This is a genomic window from Methylobacterium sp. AC690 (assembly GCF_979256535.1).
Window position 1 is genome coordinate 46,263 of sequence record NZ_CEEDOX010000004.1, and the last position, 22,414, is coordinate 68,676.

Below are 22,414 nucleotides of genomic sequence, written 5' to 3' on the forward strand. Positions count from 1 at the left end.
CCGGGGGGCTGTTGTCGTTTCGCTGATGATCGCTTTGACCGAAGACCGCTTCGACCGAAGACCCGCTTTGACTGAAGACCCGCTCGGACGATCAGGCGTGGGCCTCGGCGCGCGGGGCTTCGCGGGTGGCCAGGTTGCGCTTGACCGCCTCCTGGATCTTCTCGAAGGCGCGGACCTCGATCTGGCGGACGCGCTCGCGGGAGACGCCGAATTCGCCCGAGAGGTCCTCCAGGGTGATCGGGTCGTCGGCGAGGCGACGGGCCTCGAAGATGCGCCGCTCGCGCGGGTTGAGCACGGAGAGCGCGTCACGCAGGGCCGAGAGGCGGTTCTGCCCCTCCTCCTCGCGGGCGAGCACGGTCTCCTGGCTCGGGCTGTTGTCCACGAGCCAATCCTGCCACTCGCCCTCGCCTTCCTCGCGCAGGGGCGCGTTGAGGGAGGTGTCGCCCGAGAGGCGGCGGTTCATGTCGATCACCTCCTGCTCGGGCACGCCGAGCTTGGTGGCGATCTGCGCGACCTGATCCGGCTTCAGGTCGCCCTCGTCGAGGGCCGAGATCCGCCCCTTGGCCTTGCGCAGGTTGAAGAACAACTTCTTCTGGTTGGCGGTGGTGCCCATCTTCACGAGGGACCACGAGCGCAGGATGTACTCCTGGATCGCCGCCTTGATCCACCACATGGCATAGGTGGCCAGCCGGAAGCCCTTGTCCGGCTCGAAGCGCTTGACCGCCTGCATCAGGCCGACATTGCCCTCGGACACGACCTCGCCGATCGGCAGGCCGTAGCCGCGATAGCCCATGGCGATCTTGGCGACGAGGCGCAGGTGGGACGTGACGAGCCGATGTGCGGCGTTGCGATCGCCCTTCTCGCGCCAGTCCTTCGCGAGCGTGAACTCCTCGTTCGGCTCCAGCATCGGGAACTTGCGGATCTCGTCGAGGTAGCGTGAGAGGCCACCTTCGGTGGCGAGCACTGGCAATGCGCCGGCCATGATCTTACCTCCTTGAAAGGACCCCCTGAGGGCGGTCCGGAGCGAACCGCCGCTCCCTTGAGCCGACCGTTCGATTCTCGCACTCTAGCGGGAAACCGGCGGGGACGGAAAGGCGACGCGTGGGCCGCGTCTGGCATCAACGCGCGGGATCTCGCTTGGGTCGGTCATGTCACGAATGGCCGCAGCCCGCCGTGTCCTGGCGCACGCCCACGCGGTCTTGACTGTGTCAGCGGCGCTACGCCCCGGCCCGGAGCGCGCCGACCAGGGCCTGAAGGTCCGGCGGCAGCGGACTCTCGAAATGCAGGGTGTCGCCCGTGCGCGGATGGGCGAAGCCCAGCACGCTGGCGTGAAGGGCCTGTCGCCCCAGGGTGTCGAGGGCGGCGCGCGCCTCCGGGCCGAGGCGGCCCGCCTTGGTCTTGAAGGCGCCGCCATAGACCGTGTCCCCCAGCAGCGGATGGCCCCGATGGCTGAGATGCACGCGGATCTGATGCGTGCGTCCCGTCTCCAGCGTGCAGCGCACCAGCGCCACCGGCGCCTCGGTCCCGAGCACCGCCTCGACGCGGTAATGGGTGATCGCGTGGCGGCCGCCCTCCCCGCGTACCACCGCGATCTTCTCCCGGTTGCGCACGCTGCGGGCGAGGTTCGCCTCGATGGTGCCGGCGCGGGGCTCGGGGACGCCCCAGGCCAGGGCGAGATAGGCCCGCTCCAGGGGCCCGGTGCGGCCATGGTCGGCGAACTGCGCCGTGAGCCCCGCATGGGCCAGATCGTTCTTGGCCACCACCAGCAGGCCGCTGGTGTCCTTGTCGATGCGGTGGACGATCCCCGGCCGGCGCACGCCGCCGATCCCCGACAGGCTCTCGCCGCAATGGGCGATGAGGCCGTTCACCAGGGTGCCCGATTCGTGGCCAGGCGCCGGGTGGACGACGAGGCCGGCGGGCTTGTCGATGACGATGAGGTCGTCGTCCTCGTACACGATGGCGAGGTCGAGGGCCTGGGCCACGGGTTCCGCCGCCACCGCCTCCGGCATCACCACGGCGAGTTCGGCCCCGGGGCCGACCTTCGCGGAGGGGTCGAGGCTGACGGTGCCGTCCCGGCACACCTGTCCGGCCCGGATGAGATCCTGCAGCCGCGAGCGCGAGACGTCGGGAAAGGCCCGGGCCAGGGCCCGGTCCAGGCGCTCCGTCACGGCGTCCTCGGGGAGCGTCGCGCGGCGGTCCGTGGACCCCTGCCCATGGTCGCGTCCCGGCAGATGTTCGAGTCCCGGCAGATCTTGGAGTCCCGGCAAGGGGCGATCCTTCGCTCTAAAAATGTCGCGTCTGCGCCGACCGGGCCATTTCAGCCCTTGTCGTGCCGCGCGACCCTCGCTATACGATCGCCCATCGGCCGGGAAGCACGGATCGCCAGAGCGATTACCAACGGCTTCCCGCCGGTCCGCGCCCATCGTCTAGCGGTTAGGACAGGTCCCTCTCACGGATCAGACCGGGGTTCGATTCCCCGTGGGCGCGCCAACAAAATCAGTGACTTAGATTTAAGCTGCCTTCTGTCTCACACCGCAGGCTCACATAGCGGTTCGAGACCGATGCATCGTGTGTGAAACGCGCCCCCTCCCCCGTGACCTGCAAGAGCGTGTCACAGAGCGTGGAGGACCGATTATCAGCTGTCCTTTGAGCTACGGCCCTCCTACAGAGGCAGGCAGCCGCCCGGGTGAAAAGTTCCCTTTCGGTAAGGCAAGCTGTCCGGCTGACGGCCGTAGCGGTGCCATGCGATCAGCGGGCATGCTCCGGGTCATCGAACACATCATTGTCGAGTCGATGCCAGACCAGCTCGAAGGCTCCGCTGCATCGTATTTTGTCGCCGTGAACTCCGGTGTCGCCAGCGTGCAACCGCCCAGTGAAATCGCGGGATAGGTTGGAAGTTGCGTTGCCGCTCAAGCTCTGTGCGTGACACAACGGCGCTCTAGGGAGGGCCGGAATGCTCACGGGCGAACTCAAGAACAAAGTCGATACGGTCTGGAACGCCTTCTGGACGGGCGGCATCGCCAACCCGCTCGAGGTAATCGAGCAGATCACCTATCTACTGTTCATCCGCGGCCTCGACGACGCCCACACTCGCGAGGAGAACAGGGCCAATCGGCTGAGAAAGCCGATGGAGCGGCGGATCTTCCCGGAAGGTAAAGACGGCCTCGGTAAGGACGGTGGCCTACCATACGAGGCAATGCGCTGGTCGCGCTTCCGCAACACGGCGCCGGCCGAGATGTTCGGCATCGTCTCCGAGCACATCTTCCCCTTCCTTCGCTCGATGGCAGAGGCCGACACGGCGCATGCTGTGCACATGAAGGGCGCGCGCTTCACGATTCCAACGCCTGCGCTCCTCGCTAAGGTGGTTGATCTCCTCGCCGAGATCCCGATGGAGGATCGCGACACCAAGGGCGATCTCTACGAATACATGCTCGGCAAGATCGCGAGCGCGGGTCAGAACGGCCAGTTCCGCACACCACGTCACATCATCGGACTGATGGTCGAGATGATGGCGCCTGGGCCAAAGGATGTAATCTGCGATCCGGCAGCTGGCACGTGCGGCTTCCTCGTCGCCGCCGGCGAATATCTTCGCGAGAACCGCCCCGAGATCTTTCGCGACGAGGAAGCGCGAAAGCATTTCCAGATGGGAATGTTCCACGGCTTCGATTTCGACGGCACAATGTTGCGGATCGGCTCGATGAACATGATCCTGCACGGTATTGAGAACCCCGACGTCCGCTACAAGGATTCACTCGCCGAGGAGCATGGCGGCGACGCAGACCGCTACTCCCTCATCCTCGCCAACCCGCCCTTCGCGGGCTCGCTCGATTACGAGACCACGGCCAAGGACCTGCAGAGGATCGTCAAGACCAAGAAGACAGAGCTGCTGTTCCTTGCCCTGTTCCTGCGCCTAATGAAGCCCGGCGGGCGCGCTGCCGTCATCGTGCCAGACGGAGTGCTGTTCGGGTCCTCCGCCGCCCACAAGGCCGTCCGAAAAATGCTGGTGGAGGACCACAAGCTTGACGGCATCGTGAAGCTGCCCTCGGGCGTTTTCCGCCCTTATGCAGGCGTCTCAACCGCGATCCTGCTGTTCACCAAGACGAATTCCGGCGGCACGGACAAAGTGTGGTTCTACGATCTAAAGGCCGATGGTTTTTCCCTGGATGACAAGCGCAACGCCCTGCTGCCGGCTGAGAAGCTTGGGGTGAACCCGGGCCATCGCGAAGGCTCGACCTTCGTCAGCCTCAACCTGACTGTGAATGAGGCCGTGAAGAACGACTTGCCGGACGCGGCGGCGCGTTGGGTGGAGCGGGCTGGGACAGAGCGCGGGCGTGCCCGCACTGAGCAGAGCTTCTGCGTGCCAAAGGGTGAGATCGCGGCCGCCGATTACGATCTCTCGCTGAATCGCTACAAGGAGGCGGTGCACGCGGCCGCGGAACACCGAGCGCCTAAGGACATCATCGCCGAGCTGCGAGCATTGGAGCAGGAGATTTCTGAAGGGCTGGATACGTTGGAAGCGACGCTATGATGATTAAATCAGTGTCTCTGGGCGAGCTTGCTGAGTCGTTCGTCGACGGCCCCTTCGGTTCTGACCTTCAAGCGAATGAGTATGTTCCTGCGGGGGTCCCAATCGTCCGGATCCAGAACGTCCGACGCAATCTATTCAACAGCGAGAATTTAAGGTTCATCACGGAGGCGAAAGCCAAGCAGCTACAGCGACATGATTACCAAGTGGGGGACTTGCTGATTACAAAGCTGGGCGAACCATGTGGTTTGGCATGCATAGTTCCAGATGGAGCTGCTGGTGGTGTAGTAGTTGCTGACGTCACGAGATTTCGTGGTGACAAGAAGCGGTTGCACTTGAACTATCTGTCTCATTTTCTGAATTCTATTGCGGGTCAGAGAGAGGTTTCTAAGCGTGCCAAAGGATCGACTAGGCAGCGCATAAATTTGACCTCGTTGAGGGAAATCCAGGTTCCCCTCCCTCCGCTTAACGAACAGCGGCGGATCGCGGCGATCATGGACAAGGCGGACGCGCTGCGCCGGAAGCGTAAGCGCGCGCTTGAGTTGCTCGATAAGCTGGAGCAGTCAATCTTTTCAGACTGTTTTGGAGACGCCAAGACAAATTCGCTAGGTTTCCCAACTTCCACTCTGGGAGAGGTCGCCGATTTCTGTTCAGGAAACACATTGCCGGATGGAGAAAAGTTTAAGAACCAGTCGGATGGATTTCTGCTCCTAAAGGTTTCCGACCTCAGCCATGCCGACAACGATACGGTTATAAGGTCCGCTGCGAGTTGGCGGACGGAGCCCGGCGCGAGAGCAGGAACCTGCTTTTCGAATGCAGTTGTTTTTCCCAAACGAGGCGGTGCGATAGCGACAAATAGGAAGAGAAAGCTCCTGCGGCCCGCGATACTCGATCCAAATCTTATGGCAGTTGCGCCCCGCGCGAATATCATTAACCTGAGTTATCTGTTTGGGTGGTTCCAGCAATTCAAGTTGGAAGAAATTTCCTCAGGAAGCTCCATCCCACAGTTGAACAAGCAAGATCTTTACCCCCTGTCTATTGTGGTACCTCCCGTTGAACGTCAGAAAAAATATAGTGAACTCTGCGCCATAATTCACAAGCACAGAGATCGTCTCTTAAAGGCGCAGACGGAAGGATCAATCCTCTTCTCATCTCTTGAGCATCGCGTTTTCTGTGGCCAGTTTGAGCCATGCCTAACGACCTAGTGGTCAAAATTTAACGCTTGAGTCCGCTCAATGCGTGCTAAGTGATTGAATTTGCTAGCCGTAGAGCGGATTCAAGCGTTGGTTCGTACCACTAGCCGGCAACGATCAGATGGACCGCGAGGTCAAACTGATCGTTGCCGACTGCTTCGGCATGCTCGCCGTGGAGTTGCACGGCGAGCCCGTCGTTAAAGATCGGCGCAACGCCGCGCTTCAGGAACTCAGGCCGCGAGAAGCTGATCGAGGTCAAGATACGGAAGGGGTGAGCAAGGCGCCGTTCTTTTTTTCCGAAAACGAGCGAGCTTTCGCGAAGGAGCGGCTCGACGCCTTCCGTCTCACACGCCTCTACGACTTCGCGCCGGCCGCAGGCCTTCGCGCTCGCGGCTGGCGCTGGACAAATGCGTGATTTAAGGCCGGCGACCTGGCGCGCTGAGTTCTAACACAACGCAATCTGCACCTTGCGATTTCGCGCTGCCCCGGTCAGCTTAGCGCTGCATGTCCAACTTCGCCTTCCTCCTCCCCGAATTCCCACAGATCCACGAAGCGGCGGCGGAGGCGGAACGACAGGCGAGTGCGTCCCCCACCGCTGCGGCGTTCTTCGCCGGCAAGGCGGTGGAGGTCGCAGTAAAGTGGGCGTTCGAGAACGATCCAGGCCTGAGTCTGACATATCAGGACAATATCGCTTCTCTGCTGCACGAGCCGAGCTTCAAGCGGCTTGCGGGCGAGGCGGTGTTCGTCAAGGCCAAGCTCATCAACCGCCTGCGCAACAGGGCGGTGCACGAGGAGAAGGCTGTTTCCGCCGCAGAAGCCGGCGGCACGGTGAAGGAACTGTTCCACGTCTGCTTCTGGTTCGCGCGCACTTATGCGCGCCACGGCCGGCCGCCGGACGGGCTCGCCTTCGACGCGAGCCATCTCACTCGGCGCGACGACGCAGTCAGGAATGCCTTCGTTCACATCAAGCGTCAGCAAGCGGCATTGGAGGCTAGGGACGGAGAGCTGACCAAGCTCCTTGCGAGCAAGTCGGAGCTCGACGAGGAGCTGAAGCGCCTGCGCGCTGAAGTGGCTGCCGCCCGCAAAGCCAACGAAGCGGTGCCCGACCGACACGATTACGGAGAGGCCGAGACCCGAGACCGCTTCATCGACTTGCTGCTGCGAGAAGCCGGCTGGGCGCTGGACCGTCCGGAGGATGTCGAGTTCGAGGTCTCTGGAATGCCGAGCACCAGCGGCATTGGCTTCGTCGATTATGTGCTGTGGGGGCTGGATGGTAAGCCGCTCGGCCTCGTCGAGGCCAAAGCGACAAAGTACGGCGCCCAGAAGGGCCGACAACAAGCCAAGCTCTACGCCGATGCGCTTGAGGCGCGGTTCGGCCAGCGCCCTGTTATCTTCCTCTCAAATGGTTACGAGCACTGGATTTGGGACGATTCTGCAGCGCCGCCTCGCGCTCTTGGTGGGTTCTACAAGCGTGCGGAGTTGGAACTCCTAATACAGCGCCGGACGAGTCGCAAAAAGTTGTCAGACACAAAGCTGGACCTGAAGATTCCTGGCGCAGGTCGGCAGCTCTATCCGTTCCAGCAGCGGGCGATCCGCGCCATTGCGAAGAACTTCGAAGAGCACCAGGAGCGCAAGGCGCTGCTGGTGATGGCGACCGGGTCGGGAAAAACCATCACCACTATCGCGCTGGTGGATCTACTCATGCGAGCGGGCTGGGTGAAGCGCGTGCTGTTCCTCGCCGATCGTAGGGCGCTGGTGAAGCAGGCCAGTGACGCGTTCAAGAGGCACCTCCCGGATTCCGCGCCCGTGAACCTTGTTACCGAGCGCACCGTAGATGGCCGGGTGTTTCTCTCCACCTACCCGACGATGATGAATCTCATCGACGGGAAACAGCAGGGCCAACGCGCCTTCAGTCCCGGCCACTTCGATCTTGTCGTCATCGACGAGGCGCATCGCTCGGTCTACCAGCGCTACCGGGCCATCTTTGATTATTTCGACAGCTTCCTCGTCGGCCTCACGGCGACGCCTAAGGAAGATGTCGATCACAACACCTACGCGCTGTTCGACCTCGAGGACGGTGTGCCCACCGATGCCTACACCCTCGACGAGGCGGTGGCCGACGAGCACCTCGTGCCGCCCCAGGCGATCTCAGTGCCCTTGAAGATCGTTCGCGAGGGCCTGCGCTACGCCGAACTCAGCGAGGCAGACAAGGAGCAATGGGACCTTATCGAATGGGGCGAAGACGAGGTTCCCGACAGCATCGAGGCGGCCGCGATAAACCAGCGTCTTTTCAACAAAGACACGGTCGACCGGGTTATCGCCCACTTCATGGAGCGTGGTGTGAAGGTCGAGGGCGGCGATCGGCTGGGCAAGACCATTGTCTTTGCAAAAAATCAGGCCCATGCCGACTTCATCCAGGAGCGGTTCGATGAGGCATATCCAGATTTAAAGGGCCATTTTGCACGCATCATCACTCACGAGACTGATTACGCACAGACTTTGATCGAAGAATTTTCAAAAAAGGACAAGCCGCCGCACGTCGCGATCTCGGTGGACATGCTCGACACCGGCATCGATGTGCCGGAGGTGGTCAACCTTGTCTTCTTCAAGCTCGTGCGCTCCAAGACCAAGTTTTGGCAGATGATGGGCCGCGGAACGCGGCTGTGCCCGGACCTGTTCGGGCCCGGGCAGGACAAGGAGTTCTTCCGCGTCTTTGACTATTGCCAGAACCTCGAGTTCTTCGGCGCCAACCCCGAACTGAATGACCCCGGGCATGTCAGATCGCTGTCTGAGCGTCTGTTCGCAGCGCGGCTCGATCTCGTGCGCGCCCTTGATGCAAAGCGGGAGATCGCAGGTGGGTTCGCCGAAGAGCCGGTGGCTTATAACGCCCGCGAGGGGGACCCTCCAACGGAGACGGTCATACGCTCCGATGCGGTGAAGCAGCTGCGCGAGACGGTCGCTGGCATGCATCTCGACAACTTCGTCGTGCGTCAGCAGCGCAAAGCGGTAGAGAAATACCTGCGCCCCGAGGCCTGGACGGTCCTCGACGACGCTGCGCGCGAGGAGCTCGTCGAACAGGTGGCGCCTCTGCCGACTGCCAAGCGCCACGGCACCGAGGAGGCCAAGCGCTTCGACCTCCTGATGTTCTCCCTCGAACTCGCGCTGCTGAAGGGGTCAAAGCGTTTCACCGGACTGCGCAAGCAGCTGCTCGAGATCGTCTCGACCCTTGAAGAGCAGACCGCCATACCGGGCATCGCTGCACAAGCTGAGCTCATCGAAGCAGTCCAGGCAGACGGCTGGTGGGAAGGGGTGACGGTCCCGCTCCTTGAGCTCGTTCGCCTGCGCCTACGCGATCTCGTGCACCACATCGAGAAGCGCTCCCGAGCGGTCATCTATTCCGACTTCGCCGACGAGATCGGCGAGGAGACAGAGCACCCACTTCCCCAAGCGGGAGAGATCGATTTCGTGCGCTTCAAGCAGAAGGCCCGCGCCTTCCTGCGCAGCCACGAGAACCACATCGCTCTCCATAGACTGCGGCAGGGCAAGCCGCTGACCGCGACGGATCTCCGTCAGCTCGAGGCGATGCTGCTCGACGCCGGCATTGGCGACGCCGAGACCATAGAACGGGCACGCGAGACCAGCGCCGGCTTCGGTCGGTTCGTGCGGGCGCTGGTGGGTCTTGATCGGCAGGCCGTCAGTACGGCCTTTGGCGAGTTTATCGGCGACGGGACTGCCACCCGCGAGCAGATCGAATTCATTGGCCTCGTTGTCGATCACCTCACGCACCAGGGCGTCATGGAGCCGGGCTTGCTCTACGAGTCTCCCTTCACCGACGTCGCGCCGCAGGGACCGGACCAGGTCTTCGACGAGCCGCGCACGATCCGGCTGTTCGAGGTCATTGAGGAAATCAACCAAAGCGCGGTAGCATAAGAGGCATTGCGAGGAGCTGAGAGCAGAACGTGACGCAAATTCTCATACAATCCCGAGAATGAAATTGCTCCGGACCTTCTCAAGCCAGCGCTGCTTGAAGTGGTCGGGGATGTAAGGCGCTGAAGGATGTCGAAGTTGGTCCAAGAGACCCCCGAGTGAAATCAGCTGCTGCCCTTTATTGAGTTGGCAGCCGAACTTCATGCTGCCTCGGTCCGGACCACACAGGACCCATGCATCAGTACGTTCTAACGCGTGGCCCCAGAGGTCCCTCTCGCCGTCGTGAAGCCCTCCACCATCGTTCAGCGCGATAGTGATCCGCTGAATTTCGGTTGGTGCGTGAACCTGCTTAAACGCCCCACGCAATGTTAGTTCGTCGACATATTCTTCGGTTGTTTGGCAGAATCCGCCGGTCTGGAACTCAGTGATGCACGTTTCCACCGTCTCTAGTGAAAAAGCACGCGAAATCGCATGCCAGCATCCGTATTCGTGACAAGCTGAGATTGCGTTTGTATCCAGCAGTATCGGCGTGTCGCGTGTAATCACGCCGGCTGCGGCTCTGGAGGCATCGGACCGCCAAGCTCAACGGGCCGGGTGATCCCGTAAGCGTCACACAGTTCGCTGAGGCCGCCCTTGTCCAGATCCAGCAAGGCGGCGGCGCGCCGTGCGGTCAGATTACCTTGCTCGATTGCACTGATGATCGTGTTCACAAAGGGCGCACTAAACAAGCTGGGCAGCGTTGCGTTGCGCGCGGTCTCGTTTCGACCGCGACCAGCTGCCACCAGATCCGCCTCAGAGACAGAGCCGAGTTCAGGGCATCGACCCAAATTGACTAAGCGCCACTTCAAGGCACGACTGGAGACTCCAAGCACGGCTGCCGCTTCAGTGAGCCACTGCGCATGATCACCGCGAGGAGCGCCAATTTTGGCAAGTGCGCGTTCTGGCATCAGCAGCGCCGACGCGAAATTGTCAGCCAGATGCTCGATACGCTGATTGCGATCGCGCTTCTGCGACCGTGTTTGCAGGGCCGGTGCATCCCAGACATCGACAGAGGATTCGATGCGGACCGGCTGCATCTCGTTCCACGTCAGGATGTGAAAGAACTCGTGCGCGAGGTCGGAATTCCGCCGCGCGAAGCTTTCGGACCGATTGATCAGCACCGCGTTTAGCTGCGGCAGGTGACAGGCCGCTCCAGAGATCCCAGGCGTGGCATCCACCATCAACACGAGGATATCGAGCTTCGCCTCCATGACGTCAGCGAGCCTGAACGCCGGGGTCTCACCGAGCCCGAGATGTTCGGCCACAGCTTCGCCCGCGAGCGCAGCCTCCTCGAACGAACTCATATAGGTAAGGCGAAGATTGGGCAGCAGCTTGTGCAGGCGGCTCTGTCCGACCGTGCTGAGTTCGCGGTATGCACCAATCCACTCGCCTGCGCGCTCCTCGAACGCATCAAGAATGTCGGCAGGCACATCCTTCTGACGCCAGGAGAACGCGCTCTTCCCCATCAACAGGAACGGGTTTGTGATACGCTCGAGGGTCTCACCGAAATGCTTGAGAATCGTCATGAGTTCGGCAGCCGTGAGACGACGCGTCCCGGCTTCGATCTGTGAAACGATTTGTCGGCTGTTGAGGTCAAGGAGGGTAGCAAGTTCAGCTTGCTGCATGCCCTTGCCCTCACGCAACGCTTTGATGCGCTGGCCGATATGGGTGTGATTCATGGTGGGCATCCCGGCAGTGTGTATCCTTGCGGAGATAAGAGCGCAAGGAAACGTTGCGTTCCTGTTTGCGCGGAGAAGGGTGAACAGGCAATGACCCTGCGTAGCGATTGCTCGGGATTGTCACCGGTGTGACCTCGGATCATACGCTCCTGCCCTTAGGGTTAAGGCGCTGGGCGTTGGCCGCGAAAATCGTCGCCTGCTCCTCCCGCTGCAAGTTCTAGCGGTCGCCTCCCGGATCTACGTTCCAACTGACCCGCCGTCGGCCGGGAGAGGGTTTAGGCTGCCTCGCCGAACAGGATCTGCGCGTCACCGAGCCACGCCGCGGCCGCCTCCAGCGTCGGGAATCGATGCTCGACGCAATCGAAGGGGCGGGGCCGGGTCGCCGCCGGCAGGTCTTCCAGCAGCTCGGCGCACCATCCGGTCGGAGCGCCTCCGGCCGTGGTCTCGCGAACAACGCCGCCGACGATGACCCCGTCCAGGGCCAAGTCGTAGCTGCCGGGCGCCAAGTGGTGCAGCGTGTATGTCATCGGTTGATCAGAGCTCCAGGCGCCTGGATCGCCGCCCGGAGCGCCGCATCACTGTACGGCGTCTCGGCCCGGCGCATGATGATTTGTTTCAGCCTTTCCACGCTATCCGGAGCCGCAAACGTCTCGGCCAGCCGCTCATTGTTGCGCCCGAGATAGGCCCGTCGGCCCGCGTCGCGCGCATTCGCCAGAAGCGAGAGGCCACCGGTCTTCAACGCCGTGAGACCCTGCTGCGGTAGGGTCTCGCCACCGATCTCGGCTCGGTACTGAGCGTTGAAGTCGGTCGGGCTGCCCTGCGGCTTGCGCTGACCGGTGGCGCGCAGGGTCTGCAGAAGATCCTCCATCGCCGCGCGGGCGCCCGGGCTGTTCGGCAGGGCGCCGAGCACCGCTTCCAGGTTGGTCTCCTGCTGATCCGTGCCGGCGAAGTCCTTCGCGTAGCGGGCACCACCCCCTTGGGCCTCGCCGCCGACCAGCCGTGTCATGCTGGTATCGGCCTGGTTCGCGAGACGCTGGCGGATCAGCTGCGCCGTCAGCTCCGGATCGCGCGCGGCGAGGCGCGTTACGGCGTCCGTGAGCTCGCCCTGGCCGCCGACGTTCAGGTGCGGACTGCCCGCGCCGGGGAGCACCGCCTGCCCGGCCGCGTCGGTGCTGGTCGCCTCGGCCACGCGCCCAAGCGGGCCTTGCTCCAGCGGGGCCAGGTTCTGCTGCCGCGCCTGCGCCTGCGCCGTCAGCGCATCGTCGTAGGCCTGGACGCCACCCCGGGCCGGATCGCGGGCGATGGCGCGGGCCTCGGTTGCGCCGGTGCCGTACAGGCCTGCCGTCTGCGAGCTGAAGCCCGGGTTGTTGCTGTTCCCGAGCGCCACGCCGCGGTCGCGCATGTCCTTCGTCACGGCGTCGATGACCGAGACGGCGTTGTCGGGCTGATCCCGGTATGTCGGCCCGAGCACTTCGTCGCCCCGCAGCCGACGGAGTGAGGCCTGGAACGCGGGATCGCGGGCGATGGGGTCGAAGTCGGCCGGGTCGAGCACGTGCCGCCCGGCGGCGTCGTAGGCCGGGCGCGTCGCGGTGTTGATGCCCTGGCGGACGTCATCGATTGCCGCAGTCGCCGTCTCGGCCGCGCGTGGCCCGAGCGTTGAGGGAAGCGCGCTCTGCGGCCCGACGGCGTCGAGGGAGTTACCCACGGCTGCCCGCATCTGATCGGGACGGGCCGCCATCATCCCGGTCAAGGGGGCGCTCTGTGGCGAGCCCTCCACAAAGCGCTGAACGTCGGCCAGCTTGGTGGCCCCATTGGTGCCCTGCTGAACGGCCTCCGGGCCTGTCAGATCGACGCCGATGCGGCGGCCTGTGTCAGCCACCCCCTGGGAGGCCTGCCACTGCGCTTCCGTCATGTCGCGAGGGATCGCGGAGCGGATGGTGCGGTCGTGCGCGTCGGCCCGGGCGCGCACCGCCGCGGTGCCGGCGCCCCCCATGATGGCCCCTATCAACCGGGCCACAGGTTCGGCGGCCGTGCCCTTCGTGGCCTGGCCGGCCGTCTCGGATGCGACGGCGGGCACCGCCGTTTCCATGATCTTGCGCACGAGACCGCCGGGGCCGATGGCGGCGCTCGGCGCAAACTCGCCGATGGTCTGCGCGTAGGCGCCGGCGGTCGTCTGCGGCTTGTAGAACGGCCCGGTCGCGGTCTCGACGCCGCGCTGGATCGCGCCCGAGGTCGGCAGGCCGCCGCCCGAGCCGATTCCGGTGTACATGCGGTCAAAGTCCGCGCGCTCGGGCGTGCCGGCCTGGGGGCCGTAGCCGGTCCAGTCCATGACTTTGTGCCCGACGCCGAGCATGATCCGGTCTACCAAGCTGCCGCCCATCTCCTGAACGTCACCGGGCAGTCCAGCGAGGCCGATGGTCCCCTTCGCCACCCCGACCGGGGCGGCCTTAGCGACGTCGAGGGCGACGGACGGAGCCGCCGGCGGGGGCGAGGCCAACGGACCCTCTCCCGCTGTTGGGGAGGGTGGCGAGGCCACCCGGAAAGCCGCCCATGGATCTGCGGTGCTGCCGGATTGTGGCGTCGGCTGGCGGAAATCCGCCCACGGATCTTCGGCCATTACGGGACTACTCCGGTGCTGCCATCAGGCAGGAGGATTGGGGTGCCCTTCGGCAGGGCACGGGCCTCCTCGGGCGTCGCAACACGCACAGGGGCAGGCGGTGTGCCGGGCGCCGCAGCAGGCCGAACGCCCGCCGGACCGGCCAAGCGTTTGACGGCCTCGGCATAGGTCGCGAACTGGCGCCGCTTGGCCGCCGTGACGCCTGGCGCCTCACCGGGGACCGGCACCAGCTCGGCCATCTTGCGTTCGTATTCGCGCTCGGTGACGCCCTGGCCCGATTGCGTCAGAAGCTGCATCGGCAGGGCCGTGCGCACGTTCTGGAAGAACACCTGGCCGTCCGGGCTCATGTTCGTCGTCAGCTCGGGCGACAGGATGCTCGGAAGGGTCTCGGCCGCGCTGCGCAGCGCCGTGTCGGTGCGGGTCGGCAGCTTGCCGGTGTCGAAGGCCGTCAGAATGTCCCGCGTCGCGCCTTCGACCATGTCGGCCGCGTAGCCGGCCCGACCCTGCGCCTCGGTCGCCTTGCTGAACTCGCCGGGCGTACCGGTGGCCTGCCCGCTGTAGACCGTCGACTGCGCCGGCAGCTCGGCCCCGGTCTGCGTATCGAACAGCTTCCCGCCCACGCCCGGCACCGCCGTGCCCTTGGCCCCGTTCGGCCCGGTGTAGTTCGTAACCTTGCCGGTGACATCGGGCAGCACGGGAGCCTCGCCGACCGCATCAGCCCGGAAGGCTATGCGCGGTCCGGCGGACGTCTGGACCTGCTCCACCGGCACGTCGTGGAGCGCCGAGGCTCGCTGTTCGTTCTCCGGCAGGCGGCCGAGGATCGCCGCCTTGAGCTGGTCGCTGCTCAGGACCGGGGCGTTGCCCTGCGCCGCGGCCATCGAGGGCAGGCCGATGGTGCTCGCCACCTCATCCGGTACCATTGGCCGAACCTGTCCCGGGCTCAACGATCCATAGAGCGACGCTATCGTGGTGCCGCGGGTCGTGTTCGCGTTGGTGGCGATGGCCCTGACATTGTCGGCGGCGTTCGTGGTCCGCGCGGTGGCATTGTTCATGCCGACAGCTTCAAGGCTTTGTGACCCCGTCTGGAGCCCGGCCGCCGTGGCGCGCCGGTCGAAGCTCGGGTCGTTCGGATTGTCGAAGAGCTGCGCGATCCGCCCGGCCTTCTCCTTGATCTCAAGGGCTTTCTGGCCGGCGAGCTGGTCGTCGGCGCTCGGCGGCGCCAACGCGCCGGCGATGTTCTGGAAGCCCCGGCCAATGCCCTCGTCGTTGTAGAAGCGGCTCAATCGAACAGCCATCGCGGATCCTCGTCAGTGAAGGGTATGCGGCGCGGCCGCGGGGGCGTCGAAATCATGGCCAAGCCCGGCCGCAAGGCGCCGGTAGCGCGTCACCGCATCGGCCTCGGCCACCAGGATCGAGGCCCAATCGGTCCAGATCGGCAGTAGGTCCCGGTGCGTCTGCGGGAGGTCGGCCAGGTCCATGCCGAAGGTGTGGAGGATGTTGCTGGCGCAGCTCAGGCCCATGTTGACGGTCTCGGGCTGCGGCCACGTGCCGAAGTGCTCCGTCGCAACCGGGGTCACGACGGCGAGGGCGATGGCCGCCTGACGGATGGCCTCCGGAGAGGCGCGCGTCATGTCGAAATCCTTCGCCGCGGTGATGATCGTCCGCAGCGCCAGGTCGAGGTTGCCGGGAATGTCGTTCCCCTCGGCGGCCAAGCCGAGCCGGACCGTCACGACGGCCAGCACGATTTCAGCGGGTACGGTGGCCTCGTCTTCCATCACGCCACCTTGGCGCCGACGGCTTCGAGGATCTCGGTTTCCAGGATCTCACGGAAGACCGGGTGGAACCCTGCAATCGAGTCGTCCCGACGCTGTTCGGCCCGCTCCTTTACCGCCCGGCGCAGGAGAATGTTGCGCAGGTCATTCCGGAAGATCGCGGCCAAGTCGGCCAAGTCGGCAATGATGTGTGGCGTACGGGCGGCACGCTGTTCGGGTGTCTCGCTCCAATGGAATTCGAGACCAAGCAAGGCGTCCAGGCCGAGCTGCATCCTGTCGTACGGATACTCCGCTTCCAGCGCCTCGCGGATCGGATTGCGAGCCTTGTTGCCCGCAGCCATCAGCCGGTCGGTCTGGTCGTGCGTAGGCCTCGGCCCGTCGAACTTCGATCCGGTGACGAGAAGGCAATCCAGCATCCGAATCAGCGCCGCGGGGGCCTCGTCGCCTCGGGCCTCGTCGTAACACCGGCACACCAGGGCGACCTGCGCCTCTGTTTCGAGCTCCTCCGGAGACGGCGCTGCGGCCCCTGCGATGAGGCTGAGGGCGTTCTTAGAAGCGTGCGGCTCTGAGGTAGCCATTCGATGCGCGGCCCCGTGTCGGAAGATCTAGCGCATTGTACACCTCACAGCTCAGCGTAACAAAGAGAAAAATCCACCTTCCATAAATAAATACGCCGCATAATCTGGCTGATTAGTGACATACAACTGATATACAGCCCGGTCGAAGCTGTTTTTACTTACCAGGTTTCCGACCTGGGATTTCTGGAGAGGCGCATTTTTCTCGGCGACTGTGGTGCCGGTTTCGCGAAGGTGGGGGGAGTGCCCGGCAGGGGGCGGCCCGGCCCCGGGGCAGGGTGCCTGACCGTCGAGCGGCGGAGATGACCCTTGGCGCGTCGAGGTCGTCAGGCGCACAATGCCCGCCCGCCACAGGAGATCGACCCCATGTGCCTTCCGGCCGACATGCGCGCCCGCGTCCTGCGCTCCACCCTCGACACGGTCGCGGATGAGATCCGCCAAGCCGGTCTCACGCCCGCGCTGGCCGTGCGCCTCGCTGCCATGATGGCCGATGCCCGCCGGCACGCCTTGGACCTGGAGGAGACGCTACGGCCTGTCCCGGCCACGATCCCGCCGAGGCCGTCACGGCGCTTCGTGGGTCACAGCGAACCCGGATCGAACGTCATCGCCCTCCGGGCCGGCTAGGCCCGCTCAGGCCGCCCGGTCGAGGATGCGAGACACCTGAACGGCGGTCCACGTGCCGCCGCGCGCCGTCTTCACGTTCCGGTCGTTCAGCTCGGTCGCCACGGTCCGCATCGAGGCGCCCTTGGCCTGCATCTCCCGGATGACCGGGAGGACGTTCGCGGCGAAGTCGTCGGCCTTGGCGGCCAGGATCTCGCGGCCCTTGGCCGATGCCTCGGCAAGGTTCGTCCGGTTGCCGAGCACGCCGCGGCCAACCATCGGCGCCAGCGCGGCCCGGGTGCGGGCCGAGATCAGCGCGCGCTCCTTCTCGGCCAGGGCGGCATAGATGTGGAGCATGAAGGGGTCGGCGTCGGCGCCGAGCTCGGCCACGATGAAGGGGACCCGCTGCGCCATCAGGCCGGCGATGAAGGCCACATCGCGGGACAGGCGGTCGAGCTTGGCGACCACGACGGGGCACTTCAGCTTCTTTGCCCGGGCGAGCGCCTTGGCGAGCTGCGGCCGGCGCTCCAGGGCGTCCTCGCCCTTGCCCGAGGCGACGTCCGTGAACTCTTCCACGATCTCGAACCCGTGAGCCGTGGCGAAGGCTGCCAGGGCCGCCCGCTGCGCATCGAGGCCAAGGCCCGACTTGCCTTGCCGATCCGTCGAAACGCGGACGTAGGCGACGACCGGCTTGGTCAGGGGCAGTCCGGGATGGTTCGTGCCGGTCATGGGGGTCTCGATCTCGTCTATAACAACCTTATGCGACCGTTTTAGAATGTTACGCAATCGATTTCTGGACGTTCGGCGCCGATTTCTGGCCCCTCGCGCTAGGCCGACCCGGAACGCAAAAGGGCGCCGGTCAGGGCGCCCCTCTGGTCTCGATGCGGGATGGCCTCGGCTACGCCCAAGGGCGACGCTCACACCCAAGACGCTGCGCCACGAGCGCCAGTTCGAGGATCATCCCGCGGGGGCCGACGATGTCAGCGGCACGCCAAGTGCTGCCCCCGAAGTCGGATGCAGGCTCGCACCTCGGACCGGAGAGACCCGCAGCCCCTACGGCGGCCTCCACTTCGACCGCGAAGGCCGCCATCGTGTCATGATCGGCCAGAAGTTCGAGGCAGGCGTTTGGGCACGGTTCCTCGGCGCCCGGGTCATAGTGGCCGGTCATCCGGTAGCGCAGGTGCAAGCCGTCCGCTGCGAGGGGATGCGTGAAAAGGTCGAGCGTCTCCGGCTGCGTCGCCAGAGGCGACACGGTGCTGCATTCCGACATGATTGGGGGTCCTAGCCGTAGTTCAACGGCGGGTGTTCGTCCGGAGGCCCCGGACGCGATCAAGAAGCCGCCTCGCGACAGATACGTCAAGCCTCATTTTCAAACGATACCCTGACATTCTGTCATTCATAAAGCGATTGCAAGTATTGTATGTCGCTGTCGATAGACAAAATGGACAATGACAGGCAACACATTCAATAACTTAGTCGAAGATGTCTGCCGCGGTGTCCTGCGCCCGAGCGACATGCCCCCGCTTCAGATCCGCGATCATCGCCTCAACCTCGTCTCGGGTGATCTCGGAAAGGGGCTTGTCGCGGTCAGGTGCCGGCTTCCCATCGTGGCCGGCGACATAGAACAGCGCCTTGAGCGCCGATGCTTTGGCCGTCGCCGATGCCTTCGGGTCGCGGCAGATCCCAACGGCGGTCTCGTACGCGAGCACCGCGCCTTCCGTTTCCATACGTTCCTGAAGGTATCGGCGCGCCTCGGCGGGGGTCATGTCGTGATGGTCGCTCATTCGAAGATATCTCCGGTGTGAAGGGTTGCCGGGTGTTCCGACGCGACGGCGTGCTGGTGCTTTAGCTCGGCGAGGATTGCATCGAGCTCGGCCAGCTCGGCGTCATGAGCGCCCGGCGCGTCTGGCCGTGCGATGATCTCGCGGATGGCTCTGGCCTGGTCGGCCATGTACCGGGCTGCGGATCGCGCGCCGGGCGGACCAGGCCGATGCGTGCTTTGCCATCGGTCGTAGCGCTCCCGCTGCTCCGGGGTCATCGAGGCGAGGCGCTTGGCCAGCTTCCGCGCGCGCTGGTTCACGTCGGCCAGCTTCCGCTCGAACCGTTCGGTGTCGACCGCGGGGACCTGAGCGACGTGCCAGCGCTTCCCTGCCGGAGTAGCGCCACCGTGGAGCCGGCACCGGCCCGACCCGTTCGCCATCGGCGGGTTCTGGCAGGGCTGGCCGTCCGACCGCTTCGTGGCCTCGCACTTTGGCCCGTCCCTGCGAAGGGCGTTGAACCGTAGGCACGCGGCCCGGCCCATCGCCCGGAAGCGGGCCGAGCGGCGCCACGCGACCTGCCGCGCCGACGCGGGCGCGTTCGTCCCGAACCCCCGCTTCACGTTGCGGCCCCGTGAACTATCCGCCGAGACGGCCGCACCGTTGGCCTGTCCCTGTCCCGACCATCGATTTCATATTCATAGAGAGGCAGGCGGCCACAGGGCCAGCGAAGCGGCCTGCCCTCTATATATAAGGGGCGACTTCCGGACTTCCGCCGGATAACTTCCGTGTGAAAAATCAATGACTTAGGGTATACACTTCCGGATCTCCGGCACAACGTCCGCAAATAACCTCCGCTCAACGATTTCAAGGACTTAGCGGGCAACGTCCGCAAATCACCCAGAGACTTCCGCAAACCTCCGGTCATGAGAAAATCCCGTCACCGGGCGTTGCCTCGTCCGTTTCGGCCGGCGTGTATGTCACACGGTAGCCTCTCGCCTTGGTGCTCTTGTTGAACACGCACAGCTCGATCCGACCGGTATCCGTCCAGGCTCTGAGCGCCGCCGCTGCCGCATCACGCGAAAATCCGAAGTCATCGATCATGCGCTTGATCGCCTGCCGCTCGCCGCCCTGCGCCCCTAAGCACCACGGCGCTTTGGCGTCCCATGCCGCCCGCATCGCCACCAACACCCGGGTTTCCATGTCGGGCGCGGGGTTGGCCTCCGAACCTATCGACACGATGCAGCGGCTGGGCACGAGGCTGGAGCCGCCCTCAACCTCAACCACGTCGAAGCGGTAGGACTCCTCCCATCCGTCCGGACCGTCCTTCATCTTCTCGCACCAGAGCTTGCCGCTGGCGTGTGCCTTCTCCTTCGACAGCTTGTGAACGAAGTCGCCTGCGCCGGTCAGCACTCCCGACCCGCGCAATCTGCCCTTCTGGTTGGCGTGGTGCACGCCGAGGACGACGCACCCGAATTCGTCCTTGACGGCGTCGCACTGCTGCACGAACAGGGACATCGGAGCTTGTAGGTTCTCGTCTGCGCCCGGCATGGCGCGCGAAACGGTGTCGACCACCACGAGGCAAGCGCGGCCGACGCCGAGATGGATCGTGCGGGCGAGCTTCCTGACCTGCGCCGGCTCCATCATGTTGATGCTGACCGGAATGAGCCGAAACCGGCTTGCGGCCAGGTCGGCCTCTGATAGGCCGTTCCGCCTCGCCCATGCCAGTATCCGAGGCCGCATACCGTGCGCGCCCTCGCCCGCGATATAGACGACGCAGGCCATAGGATCGGCATCGACGGCGTAGCCGTGGCAGTCCGCCTTACCGGTGGCGAGGGTCATCGCCCAATCAAGGGCCATGAAGCTCTTTCGCGATCCAGGGTCGCCGTACAGGAAGCCAAGGCTTCGCTCTGGAAGGTATCGCTCGATAAGGTACCGCAGCGGCGGCCGGCTGATAATCTGGCCGGGGGTCAGCATCTCGAACACGTCTGGAGCGATCGTCGCGGCTACTGCCACCTCTGACGCGGCAGCAAGACGCGCAAGCTCTTCATCGAACCATTGCTCGCCCGGCGCGAACGATCCGTTCCCGTTCGCGGCGGCCAGCCGGTAGAGGTAGGCCGCTCCGATTGAGTGCGGAGCCCTGAACGTCTCCCAACACGCTTCGGACACGCCGAGTTTGTAGTCGCCGCCTTCCCACCGCGACGCCCATTCGTGCCAGATCTCCCGGCCCGCTTCGTCGTCATCGATGCAGGCCCCGTGGATGGCTTCGCCTACCTCCACCATGGAATCGTAGGACGGGAACAGGGCTGCGGTGTTCGGGATCGCAGCGACTGCCTTGCGGACGAGATCGATGCGGCCTTTCAGCTTCGTCTGGTCGACGGCCTCGCGGTCCGTCAGCGTCGCGCCTTTCTCCGTCGTGGCGGCCGGGAGCCTGTTCGCCAGTCGAGCGAAGAAGCAGTCGACCTGCTGCCGCATCACCAGCGTGAGCTGATCCCGAGCCACGGGGGGCCGCCGCCATTCGTAGGGTTTGCCGGTCCCGCTATGGGTGCCTGCGACGACGGCCTGCTTCGGTTTGGCCAGCACTTCGACACGGTCAGGCTTGGCGCCAGGCCCCTTGAAGGTGACGAGCATGAAAGGAAGCGTCTGTTCGATCCGATACAGCAGCAGCCGCTTCGGCCATGCCCCGACACGGCATGGGGCCGGTCCTAGGATCTCAAGCGCCTCGGCCTCGATGCTGTCGGCTGTCGCTTCGTCCTGCGCATCGATGTCGAGAATGACGAGGCCCCCGTCATCGGCGAGCCCCACACCGGTACCCATAGCGGCCCACCGATCAAGGTCGGCCTCCGTGGTCTCGTGGACCTGCCAACCGTAGAGGCCGGTCCACAGACCGTCTGGACGCTGTACGCCGGGCGCTTTCCCTCGGTCGTCGCGACCGCCCGCCAGCTTCTGCGCCAACTGGCATGTCGGGGAGAGCTCGACGCCTGGCGGCACGATGGGCACGAGGCTGCGGTAGCCGAGATCCCACCAGAACCGGAAATCATTCGGCGGGCCCTGTACGTGTTCAGTGTCGAGCTGGCCTTCGGATGCATTGTCCAACGGCGCGGGGGCCGCTACATTTGGCTCGTACATCTCAAGTCCTTGAATGCTTAAGCCAGACGGCCAGACGCCCTGCCACGGGGGTCCTGGCCGTTTCGGTTTTGAGGGTGCACGTGCTGCAGCGCTGGTCCGGAGCTTTGCTCGAACGCGTCCGTGCGATCCTGTCGGAAGGTTCGCTGTGTTCGAGAGCTCACGGCCGCAGCGCGGATCGCGCTACCTCGAGGCGGCGAGCACGAGCGGCAGCGCCCCGATCGGATGGCGTCCACGGCTGCGCGCGATTGAGGAACGCGATCAGACTGCCGGTCTCGACAAGGGTCCGGCCGGCGAGCCGGACGAAGGTCAGCTCCCCCTCTTTTTCGGCCTTGTACAGAGCGGCTTCCGAAATCTGGGCGATCTCGCTAGCGGCCCCGAGCTGCTGATACGGCCGCTCCTGCCAAGGCATCCGCAGAGAAGCCTTCGGGGGCTTCCTGGTGGTAGGTGGTACAGTTGCAGCGACGTGCTTTCGCGACGCGCCGTGCTGGTCCCCGCTGATTTTTTTGCTCTGCATGTTCGCCACCCGTGTCGATGATGACGGGAGAGAACCATGAGACCGAGACGGCCGGGAGATACGAAGAATGACCCCGACCTAAGATAT

20 protein-coding genes and 1 tRNA gene are annotated in these 22,414 nt (G+C 64.5%); 6 read left to right on the forward strand and 15 right to left on the reverse strand.

Going from position 1 to position 22,414, the window contains the following annotated elements:
• Window positions 1–91 precede the first annotated feature (91 nt).
• Together rpoH and AC0IY1_RS05705 are read right to left on the reverse strand one after the other, a co-directional pair.
• Complete coding sequence (gene rpoH, locus AC0IY1_RS05700) at window positions 92–982, reverse strand: RNA polymerase sigma factor RpoH (protein ID WP_055952636.1); 891 nt, start codon at window positions 980–982, stop codon at window positions 92–94.
• Window positions 983–1,217: 235 nt separating this feature from the next.
• Complete coding sequence (locus AC0IY1_RS05705) at window positions 1,218–2,267, reverse strand: RluA family pseudouridine synthase (RefSeq protein WP_471768323.1); 1,050 nt, start codon at window positions 2,265–2,267, stop codon at window positions 1,218–1,220.
• 148 nt (window positions 2,268–2,415) lie between these two features.
• Between AC0IY1_RS05705 and AC0IY1_RS05710 the strand changes: the two genes are divergently transcribed.
• From AC0IY1_RS05710 to AC0IY1_RS05730, 5 genes are all read left to right on the forward strand, one after another.
• A tRNA-Glu gene (locus tag AC0IY1_RS05710) sits at window positions 2,416–2,490 on the forward strand.
• A 463-nt stretch (window positions 2,491–2,953) separates the two neighbouring features.
• Entirely contained in the window at window positions 2,954–4,528 is a 1,575-nt protein-coding gene (locus tag AC0IY1_RS05715) for a type I restriction-modification system subunit M (protein ID WP_471768326.1), read from the forward strand.
• Window positions 4,525–5,730: a restriction endonuclease subunit S gene (locus AC0IY1_RS05720; protein WP_471768329.1), complete on the forward strand. Its 1,206-nt coding sequence runs from the start codon at window positions 4,525–4,527 to the stop codon at window positions 5,728–5,730. Before AC0IY1_RS05715 ends, AC0IY1_RS05720 begins: the two co-directional genes overlap by 4 nt.
• 109 nt (window positions 5,731–5,839) lie before the next feature.
• Window positions 5,840–6,133, forward strand: a complete 294-nt coding sequence (locus tag AC0IY1_RS05725) for a hypothetical protein (protein WP_471768332.1) — start codon at window positions 5,840–5,842, stop codon at window positions 6,131–6,133.
• An 89-nt stretch (window positions 6,134–6,222) separates the two neighbouring features.
• Window positions 6,223–9,648: a DEAD/DEAH box helicase family protein gene (locus AC0IY1_RS05730; protein ID WP_471768335.1), complete on the forward strand. Its 3,426-nt coding sequence runs from the start codon at window positions 6,223–6,225 to the stop codon at window positions 9,646–9,648.
• Window positions 9,649–9,690: 42 nt separating this feature from the next.
• On the opposite strand, the gene AC0IY1_RS05735 is transcribed toward AC0IY1_RS05730, so the two are convergent.
• The 7 genes from AC0IY1_RS05735 to AC0IY1_RS05765 form a co-directional block, all read right to left on the reverse strand.
• On the reverse strand, window positions 9,691–10,191 hold the full coding sequence (locus AC0IY1_RS05735) for a hypothetical protein (RefSeq protein ID WP_471768337.1): 501 nt from the start codon (window positions 10,189–10,191) through the stop codon (window positions 9,691–9,693).
• Entirely contained in the window at window positions 10,188–11,363 is a 1,176-nt protein-coding gene (locus AC0IY1_RS05740) for a helix-turn-helix domain-containing protein (RefSeq protein WP_471768340.1), read from the reverse strand. The genes AC0IY1_RS05735 and AC0IY1_RS05740 overlap by 4 nt, the downstream gene beginning before the upstream one ends.
• Window positions 11,364–11,638: 275 nt before the next feature.
• Complete coding sequence (locus tag AC0IY1_RS05745; RefSeq protein ID WP_471768343.1) at window positions 11,639–11,890, reverse strand: hypothetical protein; 252 nt, start codon at window positions 11,888–11,890, stop codon at window positions 11,639–11,641.
• Window positions 11,887–13,716, reverse strand: a complete 1,830-nt coding sequence (locus AC0IY1_RS05750; protein ID WP_471768345.1) for a hypothetical protein — start codon at window positions 13,714–13,716, stop codon at window positions 11,887–11,889. Before AC0IY1_RS05750 ends, AC0IY1_RS05745 begins: the two co-directional genes overlap by 4 nt.
• 263 nt (window positions 13,717–13,979) lie before the next feature.
• Window positions 13,980–15,275, reverse strand: a complete 1,296-nt coding sequence (locus AC0IY1_RS05755) for a hypothetical protein (protein WP_471768348.1) — start codon at window positions 15,273–15,275, stop codon at window positions 13,980–13,982.
• A 12-nt stretch (window positions 15,276–15,287) separates the two neighbouring features.
• A complete protein-coding gene (locus AC0IY1_RS05760; protein WP_471768351.1) occupies window positions 15,288–15,755 on the reverse strand; it encodes a hypothetical protein in 468 nt (155 codons plus the stop codon).
• A complete protein-coding gene (locus AC0IY1_RS05765; protein ID WP_471768353.1) occupies window positions 15,755–16,330 on the reverse strand; it encodes a hypothetical protein in 576 nt (191 codons plus the stop codon). Before AC0IY1_RS05765 ends, AC0IY1_RS05760 begins: the two co-directional genes overlap by 1 nt.
• Window positions 16,331–16,693: 363 nt before the next feature.
• On the opposite strand from AC0IY1_RS05765, the gene AC0IY1_RS05770 reads away from it, so the two are divergent.
• Complete coding sequence (locus AC0IY1_RS05770; protein ID WP_471768356.1) at window positions 16,694–16,951, forward strand: hypothetical protein; 258 nt, start codon at window positions 16,694–16,696, stop codon at window positions 16,949–16,951.
• Between the two features lie 6 nt (window positions 16,952–16,957).
• Here AC0IY1_RS05770 and AC0IY1_RS05775 read toward each other — a convergent pair whose 3' ends face one another.
• The 6 genes from AC0IY1_RS05775 to AC0IY1_RS05800 form a co-directional block, all read right to left on the reverse strand.
• Window positions 16,958–17,656, reverse strand: coding sequence for a recombinase family protein (locus AC0IY1_RS05775; protein WP_471768358.1), 699 nt, complete (start codon window positions 17,654–17,656; stop codon window positions 16,958–16,960).
• 169 nt (window positions 17,657–17,825) lie between these two features.
• A complete protein-coding gene (locus AC0IY1_RS05780; RefSeq protein ID WP_471768361.1) occupies window positions 17,826–18,197 on the reverse strand; it encodes a hypothetical protein in 372 nt (123 codons plus the stop codon).
• 202 nt (window positions 18,198–18,399) lie between these two features.
• Window positions 18,400–18,711 carry a hypothetical protein gene (locus AC0IY1_RS05785; protein ID WP_471768363.1) on the reverse strand — a complete coding sequence of 104 codons (312 nt, stop codon included), beginning with the start codon at window positions 18,709–18,711 and terminating at the stop codon, window positions 18,400–18,402.
• Window positions 18,708–19,229: an HGGxSTG domain-containing protein gene (locus AC0IY1_RS05790; protein WP_471768669.1), complete on the reverse strand. Its 522-nt coding sequence runs from the start codon at window positions 19,227–19,229 to the stop codon at window positions 18,708–18,710. Before AC0IY1_RS05790 ends, AC0IY1_RS05785 begins: the two co-directional genes overlap by 4 nt.
• A gap of 379 nt (window positions 19,230–19,608) precedes the next feature.
• A complete protein-coding gene (locus AC0IY1_RS05795) occupies window positions 19,609–21,813 on the reverse strand; it encodes an AAA family ATPase (RefSeq protein ID WP_471768365.1) in 2,205 nt (734 codons plus the stop codon).
• A 157-nt stretch (window positions 21,814–21,970) separates the two neighbouring features.
• A complete protein-coding gene (locus AC0IY1_RS05800; RefSeq protein WP_471768368.1) occupies window positions 21,971–22,327 on the reverse strand; it encodes a hypothetical protein in 357 nt (118 codons plus the stop codon).
• Window positions 22,328–22,414: the final 87 nt, after the last annotated feature.